Source organism: Pseudomonas sp. Z5-35 (assembly GCF_051131945.1).
Taxonomy (GTDB): domain Bacteria; phylum Pseudomonadota; class Gammaproteobacteria; order Pseudomonadales; family Pseudomonadaceae; genus Aquipseudomonas; species Aquipseudomonas marvdashtae.
This window is the reverse complement of sequence record NZ_CP071640.1, coordinates 3,973,567-3,992,233: the sequence shown is the minus strand read 5'-3', so window position 1 is coordinate 3,992,233 and position 18,667 is coordinate 3,973,567. Positions and strand designations below refer to the sequence as shown.

Annotated in this window: 20 protein-coding genes; 12 read left to right on the top strand and 8 right to left on the bottom strand. The window is 57.8% G+C overall.

Annotated features, from left to right (window positions below; genetic code table 11):
* Window positions 1–9 precede the first annotated feature (9 nt).
* The 4 genes from J3P95_RS18200 (at window position 10) to J3P95_RS18185 (ending at window position 4,106) form a co-directional block, all read left to right on the top strand.
* On the top strand, window positions 10–615 hold the full coding sequence (locus J3P95_RS18200; RefSeq protein WP_434580214.1) for a hypothetical protein: 606 nt from the start codon (window positions 10–12) through the stop codon (window positions 613–615).
* 350 nt (window positions 616–965) lie between these two features.
* Entirely contained in the window at window positions 966–1,391 is a 426-nt protein-coding gene (locus J3P95_RS18195; protein ID WP_434580215.1) for a LexA family protein, read from the top strand.
* Window positions 1,384–2,661 carry a translesion error-prone DNA polymerase V subunit UmuC gene (gene umuC / locus J3P95_RS18190; protein WP_434580216.1) on the top strand — a complete coding sequence of 426 codons (1,278 nt, stop codon included), beginning with the start codon at window positions 1,384–1,386 and terminating at the stop codon, window positions 2,659–2,661. Before J3P95_RS18195 ends, umuC begins: the two co-directional genes overlap by 8 nt.
* A 113-nt stretch (window positions 2,662–2,774) precedes the next feature.
* Complete coding sequence (locus tag J3P95_RS18185; protein ID WP_434580218.1) at window positions 2,775–4,106, top strand: serine/threonine protein kinase; 1,332 nt, start codon at window positions 2,775–2,777, stop codon at window positions 4,104–4,106.
* 396 nt (window positions 4,107–4,502) lie between these two features.
* On the opposite strand, the gene J3P95_RS18180 is transcribed toward J3P95_RS18185, so the two are convergent.
* The 5 genes from J3P95_RS18180 to J3P95_RS18160 form a co-directional block, all read right to left on the bottom strand.
* Window positions 4,503–5,021, bottom strand: coding sequence for a DUF2846 domain-containing protein (locus tag J3P95_RS18180; RefSeq protein WP_434580220.1), 519 nt, complete (start codon window positions 5,019–5,021; stop codon window positions 4,503–4,505).
* Window positions 5,022–5,232: 211 nt separating this feature from the next.
* Window positions 5,233–5,946, bottom strand: coding sequence for a hypothetical protein (locus J3P95_RS18175; protein ID WP_434580221.1), 714 nt, complete (start codon window positions 5,944–5,946; stop codon window positions 5,233–5,235).
* Window positions 5,947–6,324: 378 nt separating this feature from the next.
* On the bottom strand, window positions 6,325–6,882 hold the full coding sequence (locus J3P95_RS18170) for a Smr/MutS family protein (RefSeq protein WP_434580223.1): 558 nt from the start codon (window positions 6,880–6,882) through the stop codon (window positions 6,325–6,327).
* Window positions 6,883–6,956: 74 nt separating this feature from the next.
* Window positions 6,957–7,277, bottom strand: a complete 321-nt coding sequence (locus J3P95_RS18165) for a hypothetical protein (protein ID WP_434558154.1) — start codon at window positions 7,275–7,277, stop codon at window positions 6,957–6,959.
* 129 nt (window positions 7,278–7,406) lie between these two features.
* Window positions 7,407–7,997 carry a cysteine hydrolase family protein gene (locus J3P95_RS18160; RefSeq protein WP_186610365.1) on the bottom strand — a complete coding sequence of 197 codons (591 nt, stop codon included), beginning with the start codon at window positions 7,995–7,997 and terminating at the stop codon, window positions 7,407–7,409.
* Between the two features lie 254 nt (window positions 7,998–8,251).
* Between J3P95_RS18160 and prmB the strand changes: the two genes are divergently transcribed.
* Complete coding sequence (prmB, locus tag J3P95_RS18155) at window positions 8,252–9,160, top strand: 50S ribosomal protein L3 N(5)-glutamine methyltransferase (RefSeq protein WP_434558153.1); 909 nt, start codon at window positions 8,252–8,254, stop codon at window positions 9,158–9,160.
* A 176-nt stretch (window positions 9,161–9,336) separates the two neighbouring features.
* Here the strand turns inward: prmB and J3P95_RS18150 are convergent, their stop codons facing one another.
* Together J3P95_RS18150 and J3P95_RS18145 are read right to left on the bottom strand one after the other, a co-directional pair.
* A complete protein-coding gene (locus J3P95_RS18150; RefSeq protein ID WP_434558152.1) occupies window positions 9,337–10,125 on the bottom strand; it encodes a hypothetical protein in 789 nt (262 codons plus the stop codon).
* 109 nt (window positions 10,126–10,234) lie between these two features.
* Window positions 10,235–11,200, bottom strand: coding sequence for an alpha/beta hydrolase (locus tag J3P95_RS18145; protein WP_186610368.1), 966 nt, complete (start codon window positions 11,198–11,200; stop codon window positions 10,235–10,237).
* A 142-nt stretch (window positions 11,201–11,342) separates the two neighbouring features.
* Here J3P95_RS18145 and aroC point away from each other — a divergent pair, with 142 nt between their 5' ends.
* Genes aroC through mtnC form a run of 5 tightly spaced genes read left to right on the top strand, consistent with a single transcriptional unit; the run spans window position 11,343 to window position 15,483 of the window.
* A complete protein-coding gene (aroC, locus tag J3P95_RS18140; RefSeq protein WP_434558151.1) occupies window positions 11,343–12,434 on the top strand; it encodes a chorismate synthase in 1,092 nt (363 codons plus the stop codon).
* Window positions 12,435–12,468: 34 nt separating this feature from the next.
* On the top strand, window positions 12,469–13,614 hold the full coding sequence (locus J3P95_RS18135) for an MFS transporter (protein WP_434558150.1): 1,146 nt from the start codon (window positions 12,469–12,471) through the stop codon (window positions 13,612–13,614).
* Entirely contained in the window at window positions 13,611–14,231 is a 621-nt protein-coding gene (locus tag J3P95_RS18130) for a methylthioribulose 1-phosphate dehydratase (RefSeq protein ID WP_434558149.1), read from the top strand. The genes J3P95_RS18135 and J3P95_RS18130 overlap by 4 nt, the downstream gene beginning before the upstream one ends.
* 18 nt (window positions 14,232–14,249) lie before the next feature.
* Window positions 14,250–14,795, top strand: coding sequence for a 1,2-dihydroxy-3-keto-5-methylthiopentene dioxygenase (locus J3P95_RS18125; protein WP_434580226.1), 546 nt, complete (start codon window positions 14,250–14,252; stop codon window positions 14,793–14,795).
* 4 nt (window positions 14,796–14,799) lie between these two features.
* Window positions 14,800–15,483 (top strand): acireductone synthase, encoded by a 684-nt coding sequence (gene mtnC, locus J3P95_RS18120; protein ID WP_434580228.1) that lies wholly within the window; start codon window positions 14,800–14,802, stop codon window positions 15,481–15,483.
* Between the two features lie 75 nt (window positions 15,484–15,558).
* Here the strand turns inward: mtnC and J3P95_RS18115 are convergent, their stop codons facing one another.
* Entirely contained in the window at window positions 15,559–15,837 is a 279-nt protein-coding gene (locus J3P95_RS18115) for a DUF3509 domain-containing protein (RefSeq protein ID WP_434558146.1), read from the bottom strand.
* Window positions 15,838–16,194: 357 nt separating this feature from the next.
* On the opposite strand from J3P95_RS18115, the gene J3P95_RS18110 reads away from it, so the two are divergent.
* The gene (locus J3P95_RS18110) at window positions 16,195–18,021 is read left to right on the top strand and encodes a long-chain-acyl-CoA synthetase (protein ID WP_434580229.1); all 1,827 of its coding nucleotides are present in this window, start codon (window positions 16,195–16,197) and stop codon (window positions 18,019–18,021) included.
* Window positions 18,022–18,116: 95 nt separating this feature from the next.
* Window positions 18,117–18,635 carry an ankyrin repeat domain-containing protein gene (locus tag J3P95_RS18105; RefSeq protein ID WP_434580230.1) on the top strand — a complete coding sequence of 173 codons (519 nt, stop codon included), beginning with the start codon at window positions 18,117–18,119 and terminating at the stop codon, window positions 18,633–18,635.
* Window positions 18,636–18,667: the final 32 nt, after the last annotated feature.

The window sequence follows — 18,667 nt, the reverse complement described above, 5'->3', positions numbered from 1 at the left end:
AAAATGGACATGACTTCTGCAACGGTCGCTTCAAATGATTTTCCGGCTGTCATGAAAGAACAGCGCGCACAGGCAAACAAAAGCATCGCAAGCCTCTCCACCGGTGCCTTGGTACCTATGGCGGGGATACAGGCTTTACAGGAGCAGTTGGGATCGCTTCCAGTATCCAACAGCGATGCTCTTGATGATGCTTTCCAGCAAATAAAGGCCGTGGCAAATTTAGGCGCCACCGCTGTCGCTGATCAAGCGCAACATGAGATTACGACCATCACAAATACTTATATCAATAGTGCAAAAGATGGAAATGCAAGTTCGCTTTTTAGAGAGCAAATGGAGCAATGCATTGGGCACGCCAAAAGTAACGCGAATAATGCGATTGATAAAGCCTACGATAAGGCAGAAAATCTTGGTCAAAACCTTAACCCGTCCGAGCAAAATGCATTAATCAGCTTCATGTCAAATGTCGTTGAGAAGGGGGTTTCAGCCGTTCTTAATGAAATTGTTGAATTCATAACTAATGCAGTAAGAACTTTGCCGAATTGGATTGCGCACGCATTTGATGCTATTAAACAAACCTTTGCAAAAATCGCGGCATTTATTAGAAGCATATTTTAATTAGGTGCGGACCACTCTGTCGTCAGATAGGGTGGTTCGACCAAACAGGCAAGCCCTGGTCAGCACCGGTATAGCTTGCTGGGTACCAGCCTACGCCGGCCGGCAAAAGCTGTTTGTAGAGGCTTCCCCGTCGTAACGGTCTCGATCCTCGGTTATTGATCGGATCCAGACGTACTCATTTCCTCCAAAGGTCGCTGAGGACGTAGCTCTCCGGTGCCACCGTTCCTCGTATCGCCGAATCTCCCACACAGAGGCCGTCCCGTCTGTCAGAATTTTCCTATACAAATTGACCAGAAAACTTGTACAAAGTTAACTGTATATCCGTACAGGTTTTTTGGAAGTCGTGCGTCATGAACTTTACAATCCTAGGCCCTATCGCCGAGGGTGGCTTGAAGCTGCCCTTGTGTTCGTTTCGAGTGCCTGCCGGGTTTCCGTCCCCGGCGGCGGACCACATCGAAGCGCACATCTCATTGGATGAGGTTCTGAACATTCGCGCCCCGCATGTCTACCTGGTTTCCATCGCCGGGGAGAGCATGCAGGGCGCTGGGATCTTTGAAGGGGACCTAGCCGTTGTGGATCGTGCGATGGAACCTGCGCATGGCCACATCGTCGTGGCGCTGCTAAACAACGAACCTGTATGCAAACGCCTTTGCATCCGTGGGAAGGAAGTGATTCTCCTGTCGGAGAACCCAAAGTACCCACCGAGGTACGTGCTCGAAGGCGACGAACTGGTTATCTGGGGCGTCATCACCTGCAGCGTGCGCAGCCATGTCTAAAGCCCAACCAGTTTTCGCCCTAATCGACTGCAACAGCTTCTATGCCAGCTGCGAAAGAGTGTTTCGCCCGGATCTGGCCCGCGTCCCCATCGTAGTGTTGAGCAACAACGACGGCTGCGTGATCGCTCGCAGCTACGACGCCAAGCCCTACGTGAAAATGGGCGAGCCGTATTTCCAGATCAAGCACAAGCTGCAGAAGCACGGCATCGTCCCGTTCTCGTCGAACTACGCGCTTTACGGCGACATGAGCGAGCGCGTGATGACGCTAATTGAATCGATGGTGCCGGCCGTCGAGGTCTATAGCATCGACGAAGCCTTCGCGGATCTGACCGGCATTGACGGCCGGGACGCCCTCGGCCGCAAGATCCGCAGCCATGTGTTGCGCTGCACCGGCATTCCGGTTGGGGTAGGGATCGCTCACACGAAAACCCTGGCAAAGCTGGCGAATCACACGGCCAAGCGGCTCCAGGTGCAAACGGGCGGTGTGGTCGATATCTGCGACCCGTTCAAGCGCGACTGGGTGCTGCGCAACACCGACGTGTCCGAAGTCTGGGGTGTCGGTCGCAAGATGAAACTTCACCTGGACGCCATGGGCATCAAGACCGCGATGGATCTGGCGAAGGCCGACCCGTGGACACTGCGCAAGAAGTTCAGCGTGGTGATCGAGAAGACAGCCCGCGAGCTGGCCGGCACGCCGTGCCTGGAGCTGGACGAGCCGGACCCCCCGAAGCAGGAAATCTGCTGTAGCCGGATGTTCGGGAAGCGGCTCACGGAGTTGGCACCGATCAAGGAGGCAGTGGCCACCTACATAATGCGCGCCTCGGAAAAGCTCAGGGCGCAGAAGTCGCTGTGCAAGAAGGTCCGCGTCAGCATCCGCACCGGCATGTTCAATCCGGAAGAAGCGAAGTATGCCAATGGCGTGTTGATTGACCTGCCGTATCCCACTGATGATGTGCGGTTGCTGACCAAGGCAGCGGTGGACGCGCTCGAACGGGTCTTCCGGCCAGGCTTCAAGTACAGCAAGGCTGAGGTGCTGTTGATGAACCTCTGTCAGCAAGGGGAGTACACCGACGATTTGTTTGCCGCTTCTCAGCCAGCCGACGCCACCAAATTAATGCTGGTATTGGACCAGATCAATGGTCGTTGGGGTAGGGGAACGCTTCGATCAGCAAGCGTGCCCACCAACCCTGACTGGGACATGCGTCGCGTTATGATGAGTGAACACTACACAACAAGGTTGGAGGAATTATGGAAAATTTACTGCAAATGACAGGCTGGGTTGTAGATATTTCTCGCTTCAGGGTTAGTATAAGGGAGTGTCGGGGCTAATGAATGGCACAAAAAAATGGATAAGTATCTAACTTGATCGTCGCTGGGGTAAATATGAGCTTTGAATTTGAAACGGGAGATTTGATTGATGATCGATATAAGGTAAGAGGGCTCTGCAGTGATAGCGGAGGGATGGGGCAGATTCTATTTGTAGAGGATACCGAGCAAGGTCATGATAATCTGGTTTTGAAATATTGTCGCGAAGAGGGTGAGGAATATATTAAGCGCTTTCGTAGAGAGGTTAGGCTTTTAGAGAGTTTTGCTGGTAATTCAAAAGTTGTAAGTGTTGTGGATAGTAATGTATACCATGAGCCTCCATATTTTGTTATGGAACACTATTCTGATGGGGATCTAACAACGTTGATCGATGAGCTGGTGGATGACCCTGGTAGGCAAGAGTCAATTTTCAACCAGATGATTGATTGCGTTGCAGAGCTACATTCTAAGGGGGTTTTTCATAGGGATATCAAGCCGCAAAATTTTTTGATTGGAAGGCGGGGCATTGTTGTATCGGATTTTGGCTTAGGAATGGAACCGGATTCGTCGTCTCGATTTACAAGCAGCTCGATGTTTTGGGGAACCCAAGGTTATTTGCCACCCGAATTTGAAAGTGGCGGGTTTAAAGCTGCTGATGCGGCTGGTGATATATTTATGCTCGGTAAGAGTATCTACGTCCTGCTCACTAAGCAAAATCCAACATATTTAATGGATGGCGGAATGCATCCGGCGATATTTTATGTCATCGAAAGGGCTTGTGAGCTGGATAAGAGGCGGAGATATCAAAGTCTTGCTGAGATGAAGCAGGCGCTCCAAATGGCATATGACGTTATCATAGGCCGTGGGGGGCGACTTGGTGAAGTGAACCAGTTAATATCAACCATAACTGATCGATTGGAAAATGAAAATAAGTTTAGTTCGCTTCAGGTGATAGATTTTATTGACGGCTTGGGGATGTTGGACGATGAAGACAAAATACGTCTTTGTTTGGAGTTAAAGAGTTCCTTCATATCGCTTTTAGTGTTGCCGCGACTGGTGTCGCATGTCTCAGATTTTTTGAAGATTTATAGGTTGATGGTAGAGGATGCTCGTTATAGTTGGGCTTTTGCTGAAGACATAGCAAGAAATATGAAGGTCATCTTCGAGGGTGAAGATGTGTCTAATCGAGATAAGGCTAAGGCACTTGAACTTGCCGTTGAAAGCGCCTATCGGATGAATAGATTTGCGGCCATGAACACCTGTGTTTCAATGATAATCTCAGTGGATGACGAGGCATTAGGTATGCAGGTTGTAGCTGTTATGCAGAGGAATCAGCACGAGTTTCTTGAAGAGATCGAAGCTTCACAGTGTAAGTCCACTGCCATTAGAAAATACTTAAATTCGCTATGAGGGTACGAGCGGTGATTACGTAGTCGTCAATGGATGACCTCTTTAGCCAACGACACTTAGCGAGAAGCGTAGGTGACGTCGGATTCGCGATGAGTAAAGTTCCCTAAATTCAAAAGCCTACGGCGTTCTGATCCCGAACTCAGGCGGAACGTCTCTCAACCATAGCGATATTACTCTCAGCCAACGACCTCTGGTGTAGCGAAGCCAGCCCGCGGTTGCTAAATATTTGCTACAGACGGGTTGATCATCCCGCGTATAGCAAGTAGAGCGGTAGCCATGGGGCTGGATCTATCCAATCCATCATCGGTAGGCTTGAAGGACGCGGATCCCTATCCGCGTTGGGATAGGGATCTTACGAGGAGCTTGGTCGAGTAAGCTGGCAATTTCGATAGAGTACTAGATCGGCGTGGGGGGCACGAGGCGGCAAAAACTCATTCTCTCCTCAGCCATTTCTTGAGGCACCATAGCCCAACGGAAAAAAAGCCGCTCACCACCGAACAGTCCATCTTTAACAGTGCCCAGAGTCTGATCGTCAGTAGGGCGCGTTTCAAGGATTTGACCAGCGATGAAATATACGTTCCCTTTTTTTACAGTGAGATTGAAGCGGTCTCCGATGAAAGAGCCCCCAAGCGGCGGCGTGTTGGCCTCAAAGACGTGTGAGCCTTCAGGCAGCTGGAGTTTCAGATAGCCACCAGATGGTAGCTCTGCCACCTGCTGATCATCGAGTTCAATATATAGGTTCACTCGGCGAGCGGCCCTGTGTACTGGACGATAAACGTAGACTGTAGCGCTATTGGCGTTTGCTTCTGCCGGCCCTTGATAATAAGGCCGGTGGTCTAATGATGGACCGCTAGAGCAACCTTGCAGCAAGCTAAGTATGCCCAACAGGCAACCAGTAAAAAATATACGGAACATCAGAACAACTCCCTTCTGTATGGGTTGCAGAAAAACGCTAATGGTATAGCGGAACCATCCATCGACTTAGTCTAACCCGCAGACGTTTAGCTATGCGCTATTGCGCTAGCTTGGAGCATCCCAATTCTGGGAGTTCCACCAATAGGGACACGGGCTTTGATAGAACTTGGGGCAAAAATGGGGCAAATTCTACCCCTAACGTTGCCCTGGCTCATATCATCGAGTACGCCTTGTCGAAATCACTGAAAGCCTGTTCGACTTTGTAGCGAAGCATCAACGATGCAGAAAGCTTAACCATCGCTTCGAAAAGCACGTGCCCTGATTTAATCTCACATTGACCAACGCATCGCCCACCATATCCGCCGGGCTCATATGCGTAGACAGTATAGAAAACACCACGAGAGTCTCGGTTTAAACCGGCAGTGATATGCGTTACAGGGCTATCCCCGTTTGAACCGTCAGGAAGCGTAAATTCTAAGACATCATCAAAAGGAATGAACATAGCTGAAGCGGACGTTACAAACAGACTTGCGATGTCTAGCGCTTCCTCAACTGATTTAAGCTCAGGGCGTCCATATTCGTGCTCAAGAATATTTCGCATTTTGACCACTTTACGCAAAAGGCTCGGAGCCAGTAAGCCAAGCGCTCTCAATCGCCTTATCTTTTCCGGTACATCCAATCTGAGTGATTGATACCCAAACGAGATCAGCAGTTGGTCAAGCTGAGAGACAATTGCGCGCTTCACATTAGTTGTTGCATTGATAAGGGCCGACAGTCCGCCTCGTTCAAAATCGTCTTCCGCTAAGCTCAAAAATTCCACAGGCGAGGTTTTAAGCTCCACCAATACGAAGCTCCCGCCACCTAACGCGACTGCACATTTGCTCATATCGAATCCATGAGCGAGGCAAAACTCTTTAATGTCCATTTTTTAGACCCGACTTGTCGTTTAGGGCAATGAGCAGATGTCTGTTCCTACCTGCACTTGAACGCACGCTGAGATGCATAAGTGTGATGGATTGGGTTCGGCTATGAAAAGGCGTCGTCGCAACCCGACGCAGGACTTTCAAGGAATGGGTCGGGTAGATCTCGTACCAATTTCCGTACCAGTCGTTGCGTTTCGGCGAGAAAAATCAGGTGGCTCTGAGCACAAAACCCCCGATTTCATTACCTCTGAACACCAAGCAGAACCCACCCCACATAGCGGTGTAATTCTGTTCCAGAGACATGAAACTACCTGTGGGATTTTACGCAAAGGGCAAGGGTACGGTGGCGGACACGGCGCTGCAAGCTCGGCAATCGAGGGCTACTCGTCGCGGCCTTCCATCATGGTGCGCTTGAGCATCACGTACACCGCCCCGGCGCCGCCGTGTCTGGCCTGGCAGGAAGTGAAGCCCAGCACCTGCGGATGCTGGCGCAGCCAAGTGTTGACGTGACTCTTGATCATCGGCCGCTTGCCGTCCAGTCGCACGGCTTTGCCGTGGGTGACGCGCACGCAGCGGATTTCGAATTTGGTGGCTTCAGCCAGGAAGGCCCAGAGGGTTTCCCGGGCTTTTTCGACGGTCATGCCGTGCAGGTCGAGGCTGCCTTCGAAGGGGATCTGGCCGACCTTGAGCTTGCGCATCTGGCTTTCCTGCACGCCGTCGCGAGCCCACATCAGCTCATCTTCAGGGCCGACATCGATCACAAACTGATCGGACAAACCGTCCACGGTGGTGGCATCGGTACGCACGGTGGCGGCTTGGCGCAACTTGGCGATCTGCGCGCGATCGGCTTTGGGTTTGCCGGTTTCAGCGCGATCGTGCTTGATCGGTTTTACGCCTTGGATGGCACTTTTGAACAGGGAAAAGTCGTCGTCTTGCATGTCAGCCTCCGCGAAGGCCGGCCAGTTTACCGAACTCCTACGGGATCAGGCGCAAGAAAACGTCGGATGGCGGGTCAGTCGTGTTTTTTCATCAGGTGCGGAGACATGGCCAGCTCCAGGGATTGGCGGGCGCGACGGCGGCAACGGCGCCAAAGCCAGACGCCCAACAGCAAGACCAGCAAGCCGATCGCCAGGATCAGCGCCGAGCCGAGCGGGGTGGCATTCAATTCACCCAGTGCCGGTGGGCGGCCAAGCAGGCTGGCGGCGCCGGCCATGGCCAGCAGGACACCGAGCGTTGCGAGCAGCGCGGCAATCGCCGCGCCGAAACGAAATCGCCAGTTGCTCGGGCCCTTGGGCCGCAAGCGACGGGCGTCAAAACCATCGGATATCTTCATTCCGACCTTCCTCAATGGGTATCGGCCCTTCGACCGGAAGATGTTCGGGTTGTTCCTGAGGCTAGGGTATTTGAAGGAAATGAGAGGCTTTTGCGGATGAGCGGCGGAACGGGCCGCTCATCGAGGGCATCAGGTGAAGTCGCGGGTCAGGGCCAAGGTGGCAAAATTGTCCGCCATGATCGCCATTTCGGTCTGGTGCACCTGTTCGGCGCTCAGCACGCCGCCTTTGTGCGGCAGGTCGCGCGTGGTGCAGGCGTCTTCGACGAGGGTGCACCGGAACCCCAGGTTCTTGGCGGCGCGCACGGTGGTGCTGACGCTGGAATGGCTCATGAAGCCGCAGACAATCAGGTCCAGGGGGCCGAAGTCTTCGAGGCGCTTCTTCAGCTCTGTGCCGTGGAATGCGCTGGGCAGCAATTTTTCGATCACGGTTTCGTCGCCCTGGGGTTCGAGGCCCGGAATGAACTCGCCGCGTTCGCCTTGCGGATCGAACAGCCCGCCATGGGTGCCGAGATGGCGCACATGCACGATCGGGCGACCGGCGGCTCGGGCCGCGCCGAGCAATTGCTTGATGTTCGCGACCGCCGCGTCCATGCCGCTCAGGGCCAAGGGGCCGGCGAGGTATTCTTTCTGGGCATCGATGATGATTAGGGTCGCTTGACTCAGGTTGGCCGCCGCATAGCCACGGCCGCTGAGTTGAAACATCGTTTTTGGAACGGACATTCTGGGGCTCCTTCGGGTGGGGCTTTTGTGACATTGTCCTCCGGCTGAGCGGTTCTGTGAATCGCTTCCATCGCAGGGGCCGCCGTTGCTGGCCTACAGCCTTGTCAAGATTGGCATCTTGTTCAATAGGACGTGCAAAAAAGGGAGGTTTCTTACAGCTAAGCCGGCACTTTTCGTTCGTCCTTGGCGCGTGTTTGGGTGGGCATGCGTTTGGCTGTTAGACTCGCCCGTCGATTTTTCTGGAGTTTGCCGCCGTGATCACTTCCCGCCTTCGTACCCTGCGCGACCACATCCGTTGGGCCGTCAGCCGTTTCCATGGGGAGGATCTGTTTTTCGGCCATGGCACCGATAACGCCTGGGATGAAGCTCGCCAGTTGGTCCTTGGCGCGCTGCACCTGCCTTGGGAAATTGCCGACAGTTACCTGGATTGCCGCCTCGAAGACGAAGAGCTGGTGCACGTCCAGCGCTTGCTGCGCCGACGCATTGACGAGCGCATCCCCACTGCCTATTTGCTGGGTGAGGCCTGGTTCTGCGGCATGTCTTTCATCGTTGACGAGCGCGTGCTTATCCCGCGCTCACCCATCGGCGAGCTGATTGAAAAACGCTTCGAACCCTGGTTGGGGCAGGAGCCGGCACGGATCCTCGACCTCTGCACCGGTTCCGGCTGCATCGGCATCGCGTGTGCCTATGAGTTTCCCGAGGCCGAAGTGGTGCTGGCCGACCTGTCGTTCGAAGCGCTGGAGGTGGCCAACCAGAACATCGAGCGCCACGGTGTCGACGAGCGGGTGTTTACTGTCCAGGGCGATGGCTTCGATGGATTGCCTGGGCAACGTTTCGATCTGATCGTGTCGAACCCACCCTATGTCGATGCGGAGGATTTCGCCGACATGCCCCAGGAGTACCAGCATGAGCCTGAACTGGGCCTGGCCTGCGGCGATGACGGCTTGAACCTGGTTCGCCGGATGCTTGCCGAGGCGGCCGATCATCTGACCAACAAAGGATTGCTGATTGTCGAAGTGGGCAACAGCCAGGTGCACGTCGAAGCACTGTACCCGGAAGTCGACTTCGCCTGGCTGGATTTCGAGCGCGGCGGCCATGGCGTGTTCATGCTCAGCGCCGAACAGTGCCGTCAGCACCAGGCGTTGTTTGCTTCGCGGGTTTGATTCTGGTTACGACGGACTGCCTTTGTGGCGAGGGAGCTTGCTCCCGCTGGGCTGCGCAGCAGCCCCCGTTTTAAGGTCTCGGAATAACAGTCGCCAGATTTACGACTGCTGCGCAGCCGAGCGGGAGCAAGCTCCCTCGCCACGGGATCGGGTGCGGCTCTCCCGTACAACGGTGATCAATGCCGCGTCGCAATCCAGATCAGCAACCCGGCCTGGAACATCGCAAACGCCACCAGGCAGGTAATGGTGAAGCGCAGACCGGTGTCTTCGCGTTTGAACTTGTTGACCTTTTCTTCCTGCTTCTTGAGTTTGACTTCCTGTTCCGCCAGGTTCTGCTCGGCTTGTTGGAGCATTTGCGCGGCTTCGAGGATCTCGACGAATTGCAGTTTCTCGGTGTTCCAGTCACCCAGCAGATCGCCGACCTGGGCTGGCTTGACGCTGCCCTTGAGGTGTTGGGCGTCGGCGTAGACCACTTCAAAGCCGTGGGCCTTGAGGAAGTGGTCGCGGCGCAGACGCGTGTCTTCGTTCAGCGCGTCCTTGTTATTCAGATCGGTACCGTCGACCCGGTAGCCCGACCAGCGCTTCTTGGCCCAGGTAATGCCTTGGGCAGCGAGGAAGCGACCAATGCCTCGGTTCAACGGCTCGACTTGCAAACTGTCGGGAGAGAAGTACAGGCGTTTTTCGACGTGGTCGGCCCAGACATCCAGATGGTTCTGTTCCTTGCGCACCCGCTGGCCCGGCAGCTGGACGCTCATGCGCAGCAAGCTGCGCTCCTTGCTATGGCGCTCGGCATAGCTGAACTCGACAAACCGCAGCGGTCGCACGCCGGTGGTGCGATCGGTCTTGAGCGGGGCCAGCCGGAGCATTTTGTGATGCTCGGCGTGCACGTCCGCCCAAGGCAGGTCCGCCGCAGGTGGGGCGGCCGTTTCGGCGACGGTGTCGGGTGAAGTTTCAGTCTCAGTCATAACGGCAAAATCCTGTCCAGGCCGGCTCCTCGGCAGCCAATGCGCTGTCCGACACCGGTTTATCGGCCGTTTTTGCCAAGACTGGAGAGCTATAGGCCACTAATCCCGCTCAACGGGCGGCCAACGCACCAATAAAGTTCAGGATGTGCGCGCCAAGCTCGGCGGCCAGGGGCAGGTTGGGGTCCTTGTAGGAAGCCAATTGCCGCTTCACATCGTTGGGCACAATGCGCATCACGTGGTTCATGCCCTCGATCAGCGCCAGTTGTGCATCCGGCTTGGCGGCTTTTAACCGCTTGGCGTCGTCGACGCTGACCTGGATATCGTTGCTGCCCTGGATAATCAATGCCGGCATCTTCAGCGCGGCGAAGGCGTGGGCCGGGTCCTGGCGGAACAAGGAAATGAGGTACGGCTGCACGCTGGGGCGGAAGATGACGTGCAGTTGCGGCGGCACGTCAGCGTCGGGGCGGCCGGCCTTGAGGCTGTCGAGCAATTCGTTGCTGCGCAACATCAGCGCCGGAGGCAGGCGATTGCTGAGCTGTTGGCGCAGCACTTGGTCAATCGGACGAGCGCTGCCGGACACCGAGATGACAGCCGCCGCGTTGGCCTGGGGCGCGGCGAGGCTGGCGATCAGCGCGCCTTCGCTGTGACCGAGCAGAATCAACGGGCCCAGCCGAGGATCAGCGGCCAGTTTGTGGCTCCAGGCCACGGCATCGGCGACATAGGCTTCGACGCTCAGGTTGCGTTCGTCGGGCGTGGCCGCGAGGCTGGCCGCCACGCCGCGCTTGTCGTAGCGCACACTGGCGATGTTATGCCTGGCCAACACCCAGGCCAGTCGCTTGAGGCTGTCATTGCGCCCGCCCTCGGGGTTGTTTCCGTCACGATCCGTAGGACCTGACCCTGAAATGATCAGGACAACCGGCACCGGCGTGTCGGACTTGGGCAGCAGCATCGAGCCGAAAAGCTCACCGCTACCGGTGTCGAGGCTGATGGGACGTTGCAGCACGGTGGCCTGGGCGAAGCCAGGAAGCAGGCCGGTCAACAGGGTAAGGCTCAAGGCAAACGCTCTTAACATCATGATGCCATTAGTTGCGAAGGTGCCGGTTGGACTGGCGGGCACCGATAAGGTTCGAGGATGAACTACTTGGGGAGCCTGCGTATACTGGCGCCCACTACGAATCCAAGGTTGAGTCTCTCAGCGATTTCACGGAGCACCCTGCATGTCCGGCAATACCTACGGCAAGCTGTTCACCGTCACCACCGCGGGCGAAAGCCATGGCCCGGCGTTGGTCGCCATTGTCGACGGCTGCCCGCCGGGCCTGGAGATTTCCCTGGAGGACCTGCAGCGTGACCTCGATCGACGCAAGCCTGGCACCAGCCGCCACACCACCCAGCGCCAGGAAGCCGATCAAGTCGAAATCCTCTCCGGTGTGTTCGAAGGGCGCACCACCGGTTGCGCCATCGGCCTGCTGATTCGCAACACCGACCAGAAATCCAAGGACTATTCGGCCATCAAGGACCTGTTCCGCCCGGCCCATGCCGACTACACCTATCACCACAAATACGGCGAGCGCGACTACCGTGGCGGCGGCCGCAGCTCAGCCCGGGAAACCGCCATGCGCGTGGCGGCCGGGGCGATTGCCAAGAAATACCTGGCCAGCCAGGGCATCGTCATCCGTGGCTACATGAGCCAGTTGGGCCCGATCGAAATCCCCTTCAAGACCTGGGATTCGGTGGAACAGAACGCCTTCTTCTGTCCCGACCCGGACAAGGTGCCGGAACTCGAGGCCTACATGGACCAGCTGCGCCGCGACCAGGATTCGGTCGGCGCGAAAATCACCGTGGTCGCCGAAGGTGTCATGCCTGGCCTCGGCGAGCCGATCTTCGACCGTCTCGACGCTGAACTGGCCCACGCGCTGATGAGCATCAACGCGGTCAAGGGCGTGGAGATCGGCGCCGGTTTCGCCTGTGTCGCCCAGCGTGGCACCGAGCACCGCGACGAACTGACCCCGCAAGGTTTCCTCAGCAACAACGCCGGCGGCATCCTTGGCGGCATTTCCTCGGGCCAGCCGATTGTCGCGCACCTGGCCCTGAAGCCGACGTCCAGCATCACCACGCCCGGACGTTCCATCGACGTTCATGGCAACCCGGCGGACGTCATCACCAAGGGCCGCCACGACCCTTGCGTGGGCATCCGCGCGACGCCGATTGCCGAAGCGATGATGGCGATTGTGTTGATGGATCATCTGCTGCGTCATCGTGGCCAGAACGCCGACGTTCAGGTCAGCACGCCGGTGTTGGGTCAGCTTTGATGACTGGCCTGCCGAACGCCGTGGCCTGACGACCATGGCGGCGTTGCCGTACTGGCGGCTTTCCAGTTTCTACCTGTTCTATTTCGCCTTGCTCGGTTCGACTGCGCCGTTCCTGGCGCTGTACTTCGATCACCTGGGTTTCAACGCGGCGCGTATCGGCGAGCTGGTGGCGATTCCCATGCTGATGCGCTGCGTGGCGCCGAATCTCTGGGGCTGGCTGGGGGACTACACCGGCCGGCGCCTGGCGATCGTGCGCTTCGGCGCGGTCTGTACGCTGCTGAGCTTCTCGCTGATTTTCATTGATAAAAGCTACGCCTGGCTGGCGATGGTCATGGCGCTGCATGCGTTCTTCTGGCATGCGGTGCTGCCGCAATTCGAGGTCATCACCCTGGCCCACCTGAGCGGGCAGGCGTCGCGCTACAGCCAGGTCCGCCTGTGGGGCTCCATCGGTTTCATCATCACCGTGGTCGTGCTGGGGCGGTTGTTCCAGTGGCTGAGCCTGGACGTCTATCCGGTGGCCCTGGCCCTGATCATGGCCGGTATCGTGCTCAGCAGTTTCTGGGTGCCCAACGCCCAGCCCGTGCAGGGGCCGCGAGTGGCTGGGGACGGTTTTCTGCGGCAATTGCGCAATCCGGGTGTGCTGGCGTTTTATGCCTGCGTCGGTTTGATGCAACTGAGCCACGGGCCCTACTACACTTTTCTGACCTTGCACCTCGAGCGCCTGGGTTACAGCCGTGGATTGATCGGCGTGCTCTGGGCCGTTGGCGTGGTCGCCGAGGTGCTGGTGTTCCTGCTGATGAGCCGGATCCTGGCGCGGTTTTCCGTGCGCCGGGTGCTGATGGCCAGCTTCCTGCTGGCGGCGCTGCGCTGGTTGCTGCTCGGGTCGCTGGCTGAGTTTCTCTGGGTACTGTTGTTTGCCCAGGTGCTGCACGCGGCGACGTTCGGCAGCTTTCACGCCGCTGCCATTCATTTCGTGCAACGTAGCTTCGGCCCTCGCCAACAGGGCCAGGGCCAGGCGCTATACGCCGCGCTGGCCGGTACTGGCGGGGCGCTGGGCGCGTTGTATTCCGGCTATAGCTGGAATGCGTTGGGCGCCGGATGGACGTTCAACATCGCCAGCCTCGCAGCCTTGGCTGCAGCCGTTATCATTGCCACACGCATGCAAGAGGACAGGCCATGAGCCTTACCCATGAACAGCTCGCCCAGGAAATCATCGACGCCGGGCGTTTTTTGTATGGTCGCGGCTGGTCCCCGGCCACCAGCAGCAATTATTCGGCGCGGTTATCGCCTGACCAGGCCTTGCTCACCGTGTCGGGAAAACACAAGGGACAGTTAAGCATCGACGACGTGCTCGCCACCGACCTCGACGGCAACAGCCTGGAACCTGGCAAGAAACCGTCCGCTGAAACCCTGCTGCACACTCAGTTGTATCGCTGGCGCCCGCAGATCGGCGCGGTGCTGCATACCCACTCAGTGAACGCCACCGTACTGTCGCGCCTGACGAGCGAAGCCTTCATTGACTTTGAAGACTACGAACTGCAAAAAGCCTTCAGTGGGATCACCACGCACGAATCCCAGGTCCGCGTGCCGATTTTCGACAACGACCAGGACATCGTGCGCCTGGCCGCCAAGGTCCAGCCATGGCTGGAGGCCCACCCCGATTGCGTCGGCTACCTGATTCGTGGCCACGGCCTGTATACCTGGGGGGCGCGGATGAACGATGCGCTGCGGCAGATCGAAGCGTTCGAATTCCTGTTCGAGTGCGAACTCAAGACCCGCGCACTCCTGAACCGTTAATTTGCTGGAGCCATTGCCATGAGCAGCCTGTCCGTCTACCACGTATCGAGTCCCGAGATTCCGAACAAGGTGCTGACCCACTTTGAAGACATTGCCTCGACCCTGGCCGAGAAAGGCGTGCGGTTCGACCGATGGGAAGCTGCGGCCAAGATCCAGCCCGGCGCCAGCCAGGAGGCAGTGATCGCCGCCTACCGGACCCAGATCGACAAGCTGATGACCGAACGCGGCTACGTCACCGTCGATGTCATCAGCCTCAACAGCGATCACCCGCAGAAAGCCGACCTGCGCGCCAAGTTCCTCGATGAACACCGCCATGGGGAGGACGAGGTACGATTTTTCGTCGCCGGTCGTGGCTTGTTTACCTTGCACATCGACGATTATGTCTACGCAGTCCTCTGTGAAAAGAACGACCTGATCTCGGTGCCCGCCGGTACGCCGCATTGGTTCGACATGGGCGAACACCCGCATTTCGTTGCCATTCGCCTGTTCAACAATCCCGAAGGTTGGGTCGCGAAGTTTACCGGCGACGACATCGCCGGCCGTTTCCCGCGGCTGGAGGACTGAGCTCATGACGATCAAAGCCATCCTCACTGACATCGAAGGCACCACCAGCGCGGTGAGCTTTGTATTCGACGTGCTGTTTCCCTACGCCGCTGAACACCTGCCGGATTTTGTCCGGCACAACGCCGCGCGCGTTGATGTAGCCGAGCAATTGGATGCGGTGCGCCGCGACAGTGGTGAAGCCGACGCCGATACCGAGCGGGTCATCGCGATCCTCTTGGGCTGGATCGCCGAGGACCGCAAGGCTACGCCGCTCAAGGCGTTGCAGGGAATGGTCTGGGAGCAGGGCTACCAGGCCGGACAGTTGAAAGGTCATGTTTATCCGGACGCGGTACAGGCGCTCAAGAACTGGCACCAGCAAGGCTATCGCCTATTTGTCTATTCCTCGGGTTCGATCCAGGCGCAGAAACTGATTTTCGGCTGTTCCGAAGCGGGCGACTTGTCGCCGCTGTTCAGCGGCTATTTCGACACCACGTCGGGGCCCAAGCGGGACGTGCAGTCCTACCAGCGGATCAGCGAGGCGGTGGGTGTTGCGCCGGGGGAAATCCTGTTCCTGTCGGATATCGTCGAGGAACTGGATGCGGCTCGCGGTGCGGGCATGGCGACCTGTGGCTTGGCGCGGGACGGCGGTGAGCTGGTCGGCCACGAAACCGTGGAAAGCTTTACACGGATCGATCCGGCTGGTTTCTGAATCGCAGCACTGCCGCTCAAACGAAATCGGGCCATGGCGCCGCAAAGTGCCATGGCCCGATCAGGGACGTTGCTATCAGGCGCTGTGATAAGTCGGCAGCGCAAAGCGATGCTGGCTCTGCAACATGGCGACCGGCGGTAGCTCGCTGGCCTGTTCAGCCAGGTCACGGCGAATGGCGCTGATTGCCCAGGACAATTGGTCCCCAGCGTGCAACTGAGCGTAGGAAATCGTGCGTTTGAACAGTTTGCCGTCGCTGTTGCGCAAGGTCAGCAGGATGCCGCCATCCGGGCGAGCCTGGGTGGTGACGTCGTAGTTCGAAAACAGCGATGCAAATTTCTCTTGAATCATGTTCATAGTTGACTGCTCCATGGTATGGCAAACCGTGGAGGGGTAGTTGCAGTGTCTGTGCCAGCCTTTGATGCGAAGAAAAATCCTTCCAAAACAACAGGTTATATTTTTATCGTTTTTCTGCTTTCGTGCATCTTGCATGAACGGCCATCGTGCATCCTGCATTTTGCGTGGTTGGAGCAGATTTTTGGAACCAAACCAGGCCCGCACGCTCACGCTTCGCCTGGCCTCGGGTTGCGGATACAAAACATTGCAAAAACCGCGTGTACAGCCGCCGAATCGCTGGCGTACTTTCGAATCCAGATTTCGCACAACCTATAACAAGAACCGCGGCCCACAAGGCCGGACGGGGAAGGATCATCCATGAGTCGTACACCCAGCGACGCTATTACCTGGGGCATGATGCTGCGCAAACTGCCGGCCATCGCCAGGGCTGTTCCCCGCATTGTCAAAGGCACGAAGCTCGCCAACGTCCAAAACCCTACCCAGCCCTGCGGCCTGGGCTGGTGTTTCGAACAGGCCACGCGACGTAATCCCCAAGGCCCGGCGTTGCTGTACGGCGACGCAGTGTTGAGTTATGCACAGGTCAACGCGCAGGCCAACCGCATCGCCCATTACCTCCAGGTGCAAGGCATCGGCAAAGGCGACTGCGTGGCGGTTTTCCTGGAAAACCGTCCCCAACTGTTGATCACCGTGCTGGCGGTGGCAAAGGTCGGCGCGGTCAGCGCGATGATCAATACGTCGCAGACCGGTGATGCCCTGGTCCATAGCCTGGCGCTGGTCGCGCCCGTTGCCGTAGTGGTCGGGGATGAACGAGTCGCGGTGTACAACGACGTGCGTGGTCGAACCGCGCTGTCGCAGGCTCGGATCTGGTGGGTGGCTGATCAGGCGAGCGCTGCGGCTCCGTGCGGATTCGTCGACCTCATCAGCAACAGCGAGCAATACCCGGGGGATAATCCGGCCAGCAGCCAGCAGGTCTTCTTCAACGACCCGTGCTTCTACCTCTACACCTCAGGGACTACCGGACTGCCCAAGGCCGGCGTTTTCCGCCATGGCCGTTGGATGCGCACCGCCACCAGTTTCGGCCTGATCGCCCTGGACATGCAGCCCGAGGACATCGTCTATTGCACGCTGCCGCTGTATCACGCCACCGGACTGTGTGTGTGTTGGGGCGCGGCGGTTTGTGGTGCGTCGGGATTCGCGATCCGCCGCAAGTTCAGCGCCAGTCAGTTCTGGAACGACGTCCGCCGCTATCGGGCGACCACCTTGGGTTATGTCGGCGAGCTGTGCCGCTATCTGGTCGACCAGCCCGAGAACGGCACGGACCGGCAGCATGCCGTGACGAAAATGATCGGCAATGGCCTGCGCCCAGGCGCCTGGTCGGCCTTCAAGACCCGCTTTGGCGTTGGCCACATCTGCGAGCTGTATGCGGCCAGCGACGGCAATATCGGCTTCACCAATATCCTCAATTTCGATAACACGGTGGGGTTTTCCCTGATGGGCTGGGAGCTGGTGCAGTACGACCATGACAGCGGCGCGCCTTTGCGAAATCTGCAAGGGCGCATGCAGAAGGTTCCCAAGGGCGAGCCGGGCTTGCTCTTGGCGCGCATCGACGACAAGGCGCCGCTGGACGGCTACACCGATGCGGCGAAAACCGAAAAGACCATCTGCCGGGATGTCTTTGTCCCCGGCGACCGCTATTTCAACACTGGCGACCTGCTGCGCAACATCGGGTTCGGCCATGGGCAGTTCGTCGATCGCCTCGGCGACACCTATCGTTGGAAGGGCGAGAACGTCTCGACCACGGAAGTCGAGAACGTGCTGCTGCAACACCCGCAGATCTGCGAGGCGGTGGCTTATGGCGTGGAAGTCAACGGCACCAATGGCCGTGCCGGCATGGCCGCGATCACGCCGTCCGAATCCCTTGCGACGCTGGACTTCAGTGAACTATTGCAGTTTCTCCAGGGCGAGTTGCCTGGCTACGCCGTGCCGCTGTTCCTGCGCATCAAAGTGAAGATGGACACCACGGGCACCTTCAAATACCAGAAGACCCGGCTCAAGGCTGAAGGCTTCGACCCTTGCCTCGCCGGCGACGAACCGGTCTTCGCTTGGCTGCCCGATACCGCGACCTACGTGCGAGTAGACCGGCAACTGGCGACGCGGATCCAGGGCGGGCAGTACCGCTATTGATTCTGGCTATGGCTGTTGCAGGGAAAAAAGGGATGACAGCGCCTAAGTCCCTCGGGAAACTAGCGGCTTTGCGAAGAGCCAACTGGAGTTTTCCCATGTCCGATACAAGCCGCCAGATGACCCCGGAAGAGGCTGCGGAATTTGCCGAGCAGGTGTTCAACGTCGCTCGCCAGGGCGATGCCGCGATGATGGCTGCGCTGCTGAGCAAAGGCCTGCCGCCGAACCTGCGTAACCACAAGGGCGACACCTTGCTGATGCTCGCCGCGTACCACGGGCATGTAGAAACCGTGAAAGTGTTGCTGGAAAACCAGGCCGATCCGGAAATTCGCAATGACAACGGCCAGAGTCCGATTGCCGGCGCGGCGTTCAAGGGCGACCTGGCGGTGGTCTCGGCCTTGGTAGACGGCGGCGCGCAAGTGGAAGGTTCCTCATTTGATGGGCGCACGGCCTTGATGATGGCGGCGATGTTCAACCGGGTGGAAATCGTCGATTACCTGATCAGCAAAGGCGCCGATCCCAAGGCCAGGGATGCCAACGGCGTTTCGGCACTGGACGCGGCCAAGACCATGGGCGCGGTGGACACCACGGCGCAGTTGGAGAAGTTGCTGGGCTGAGAGCCAGCGCCACCGCCACCGCCACCGGATGT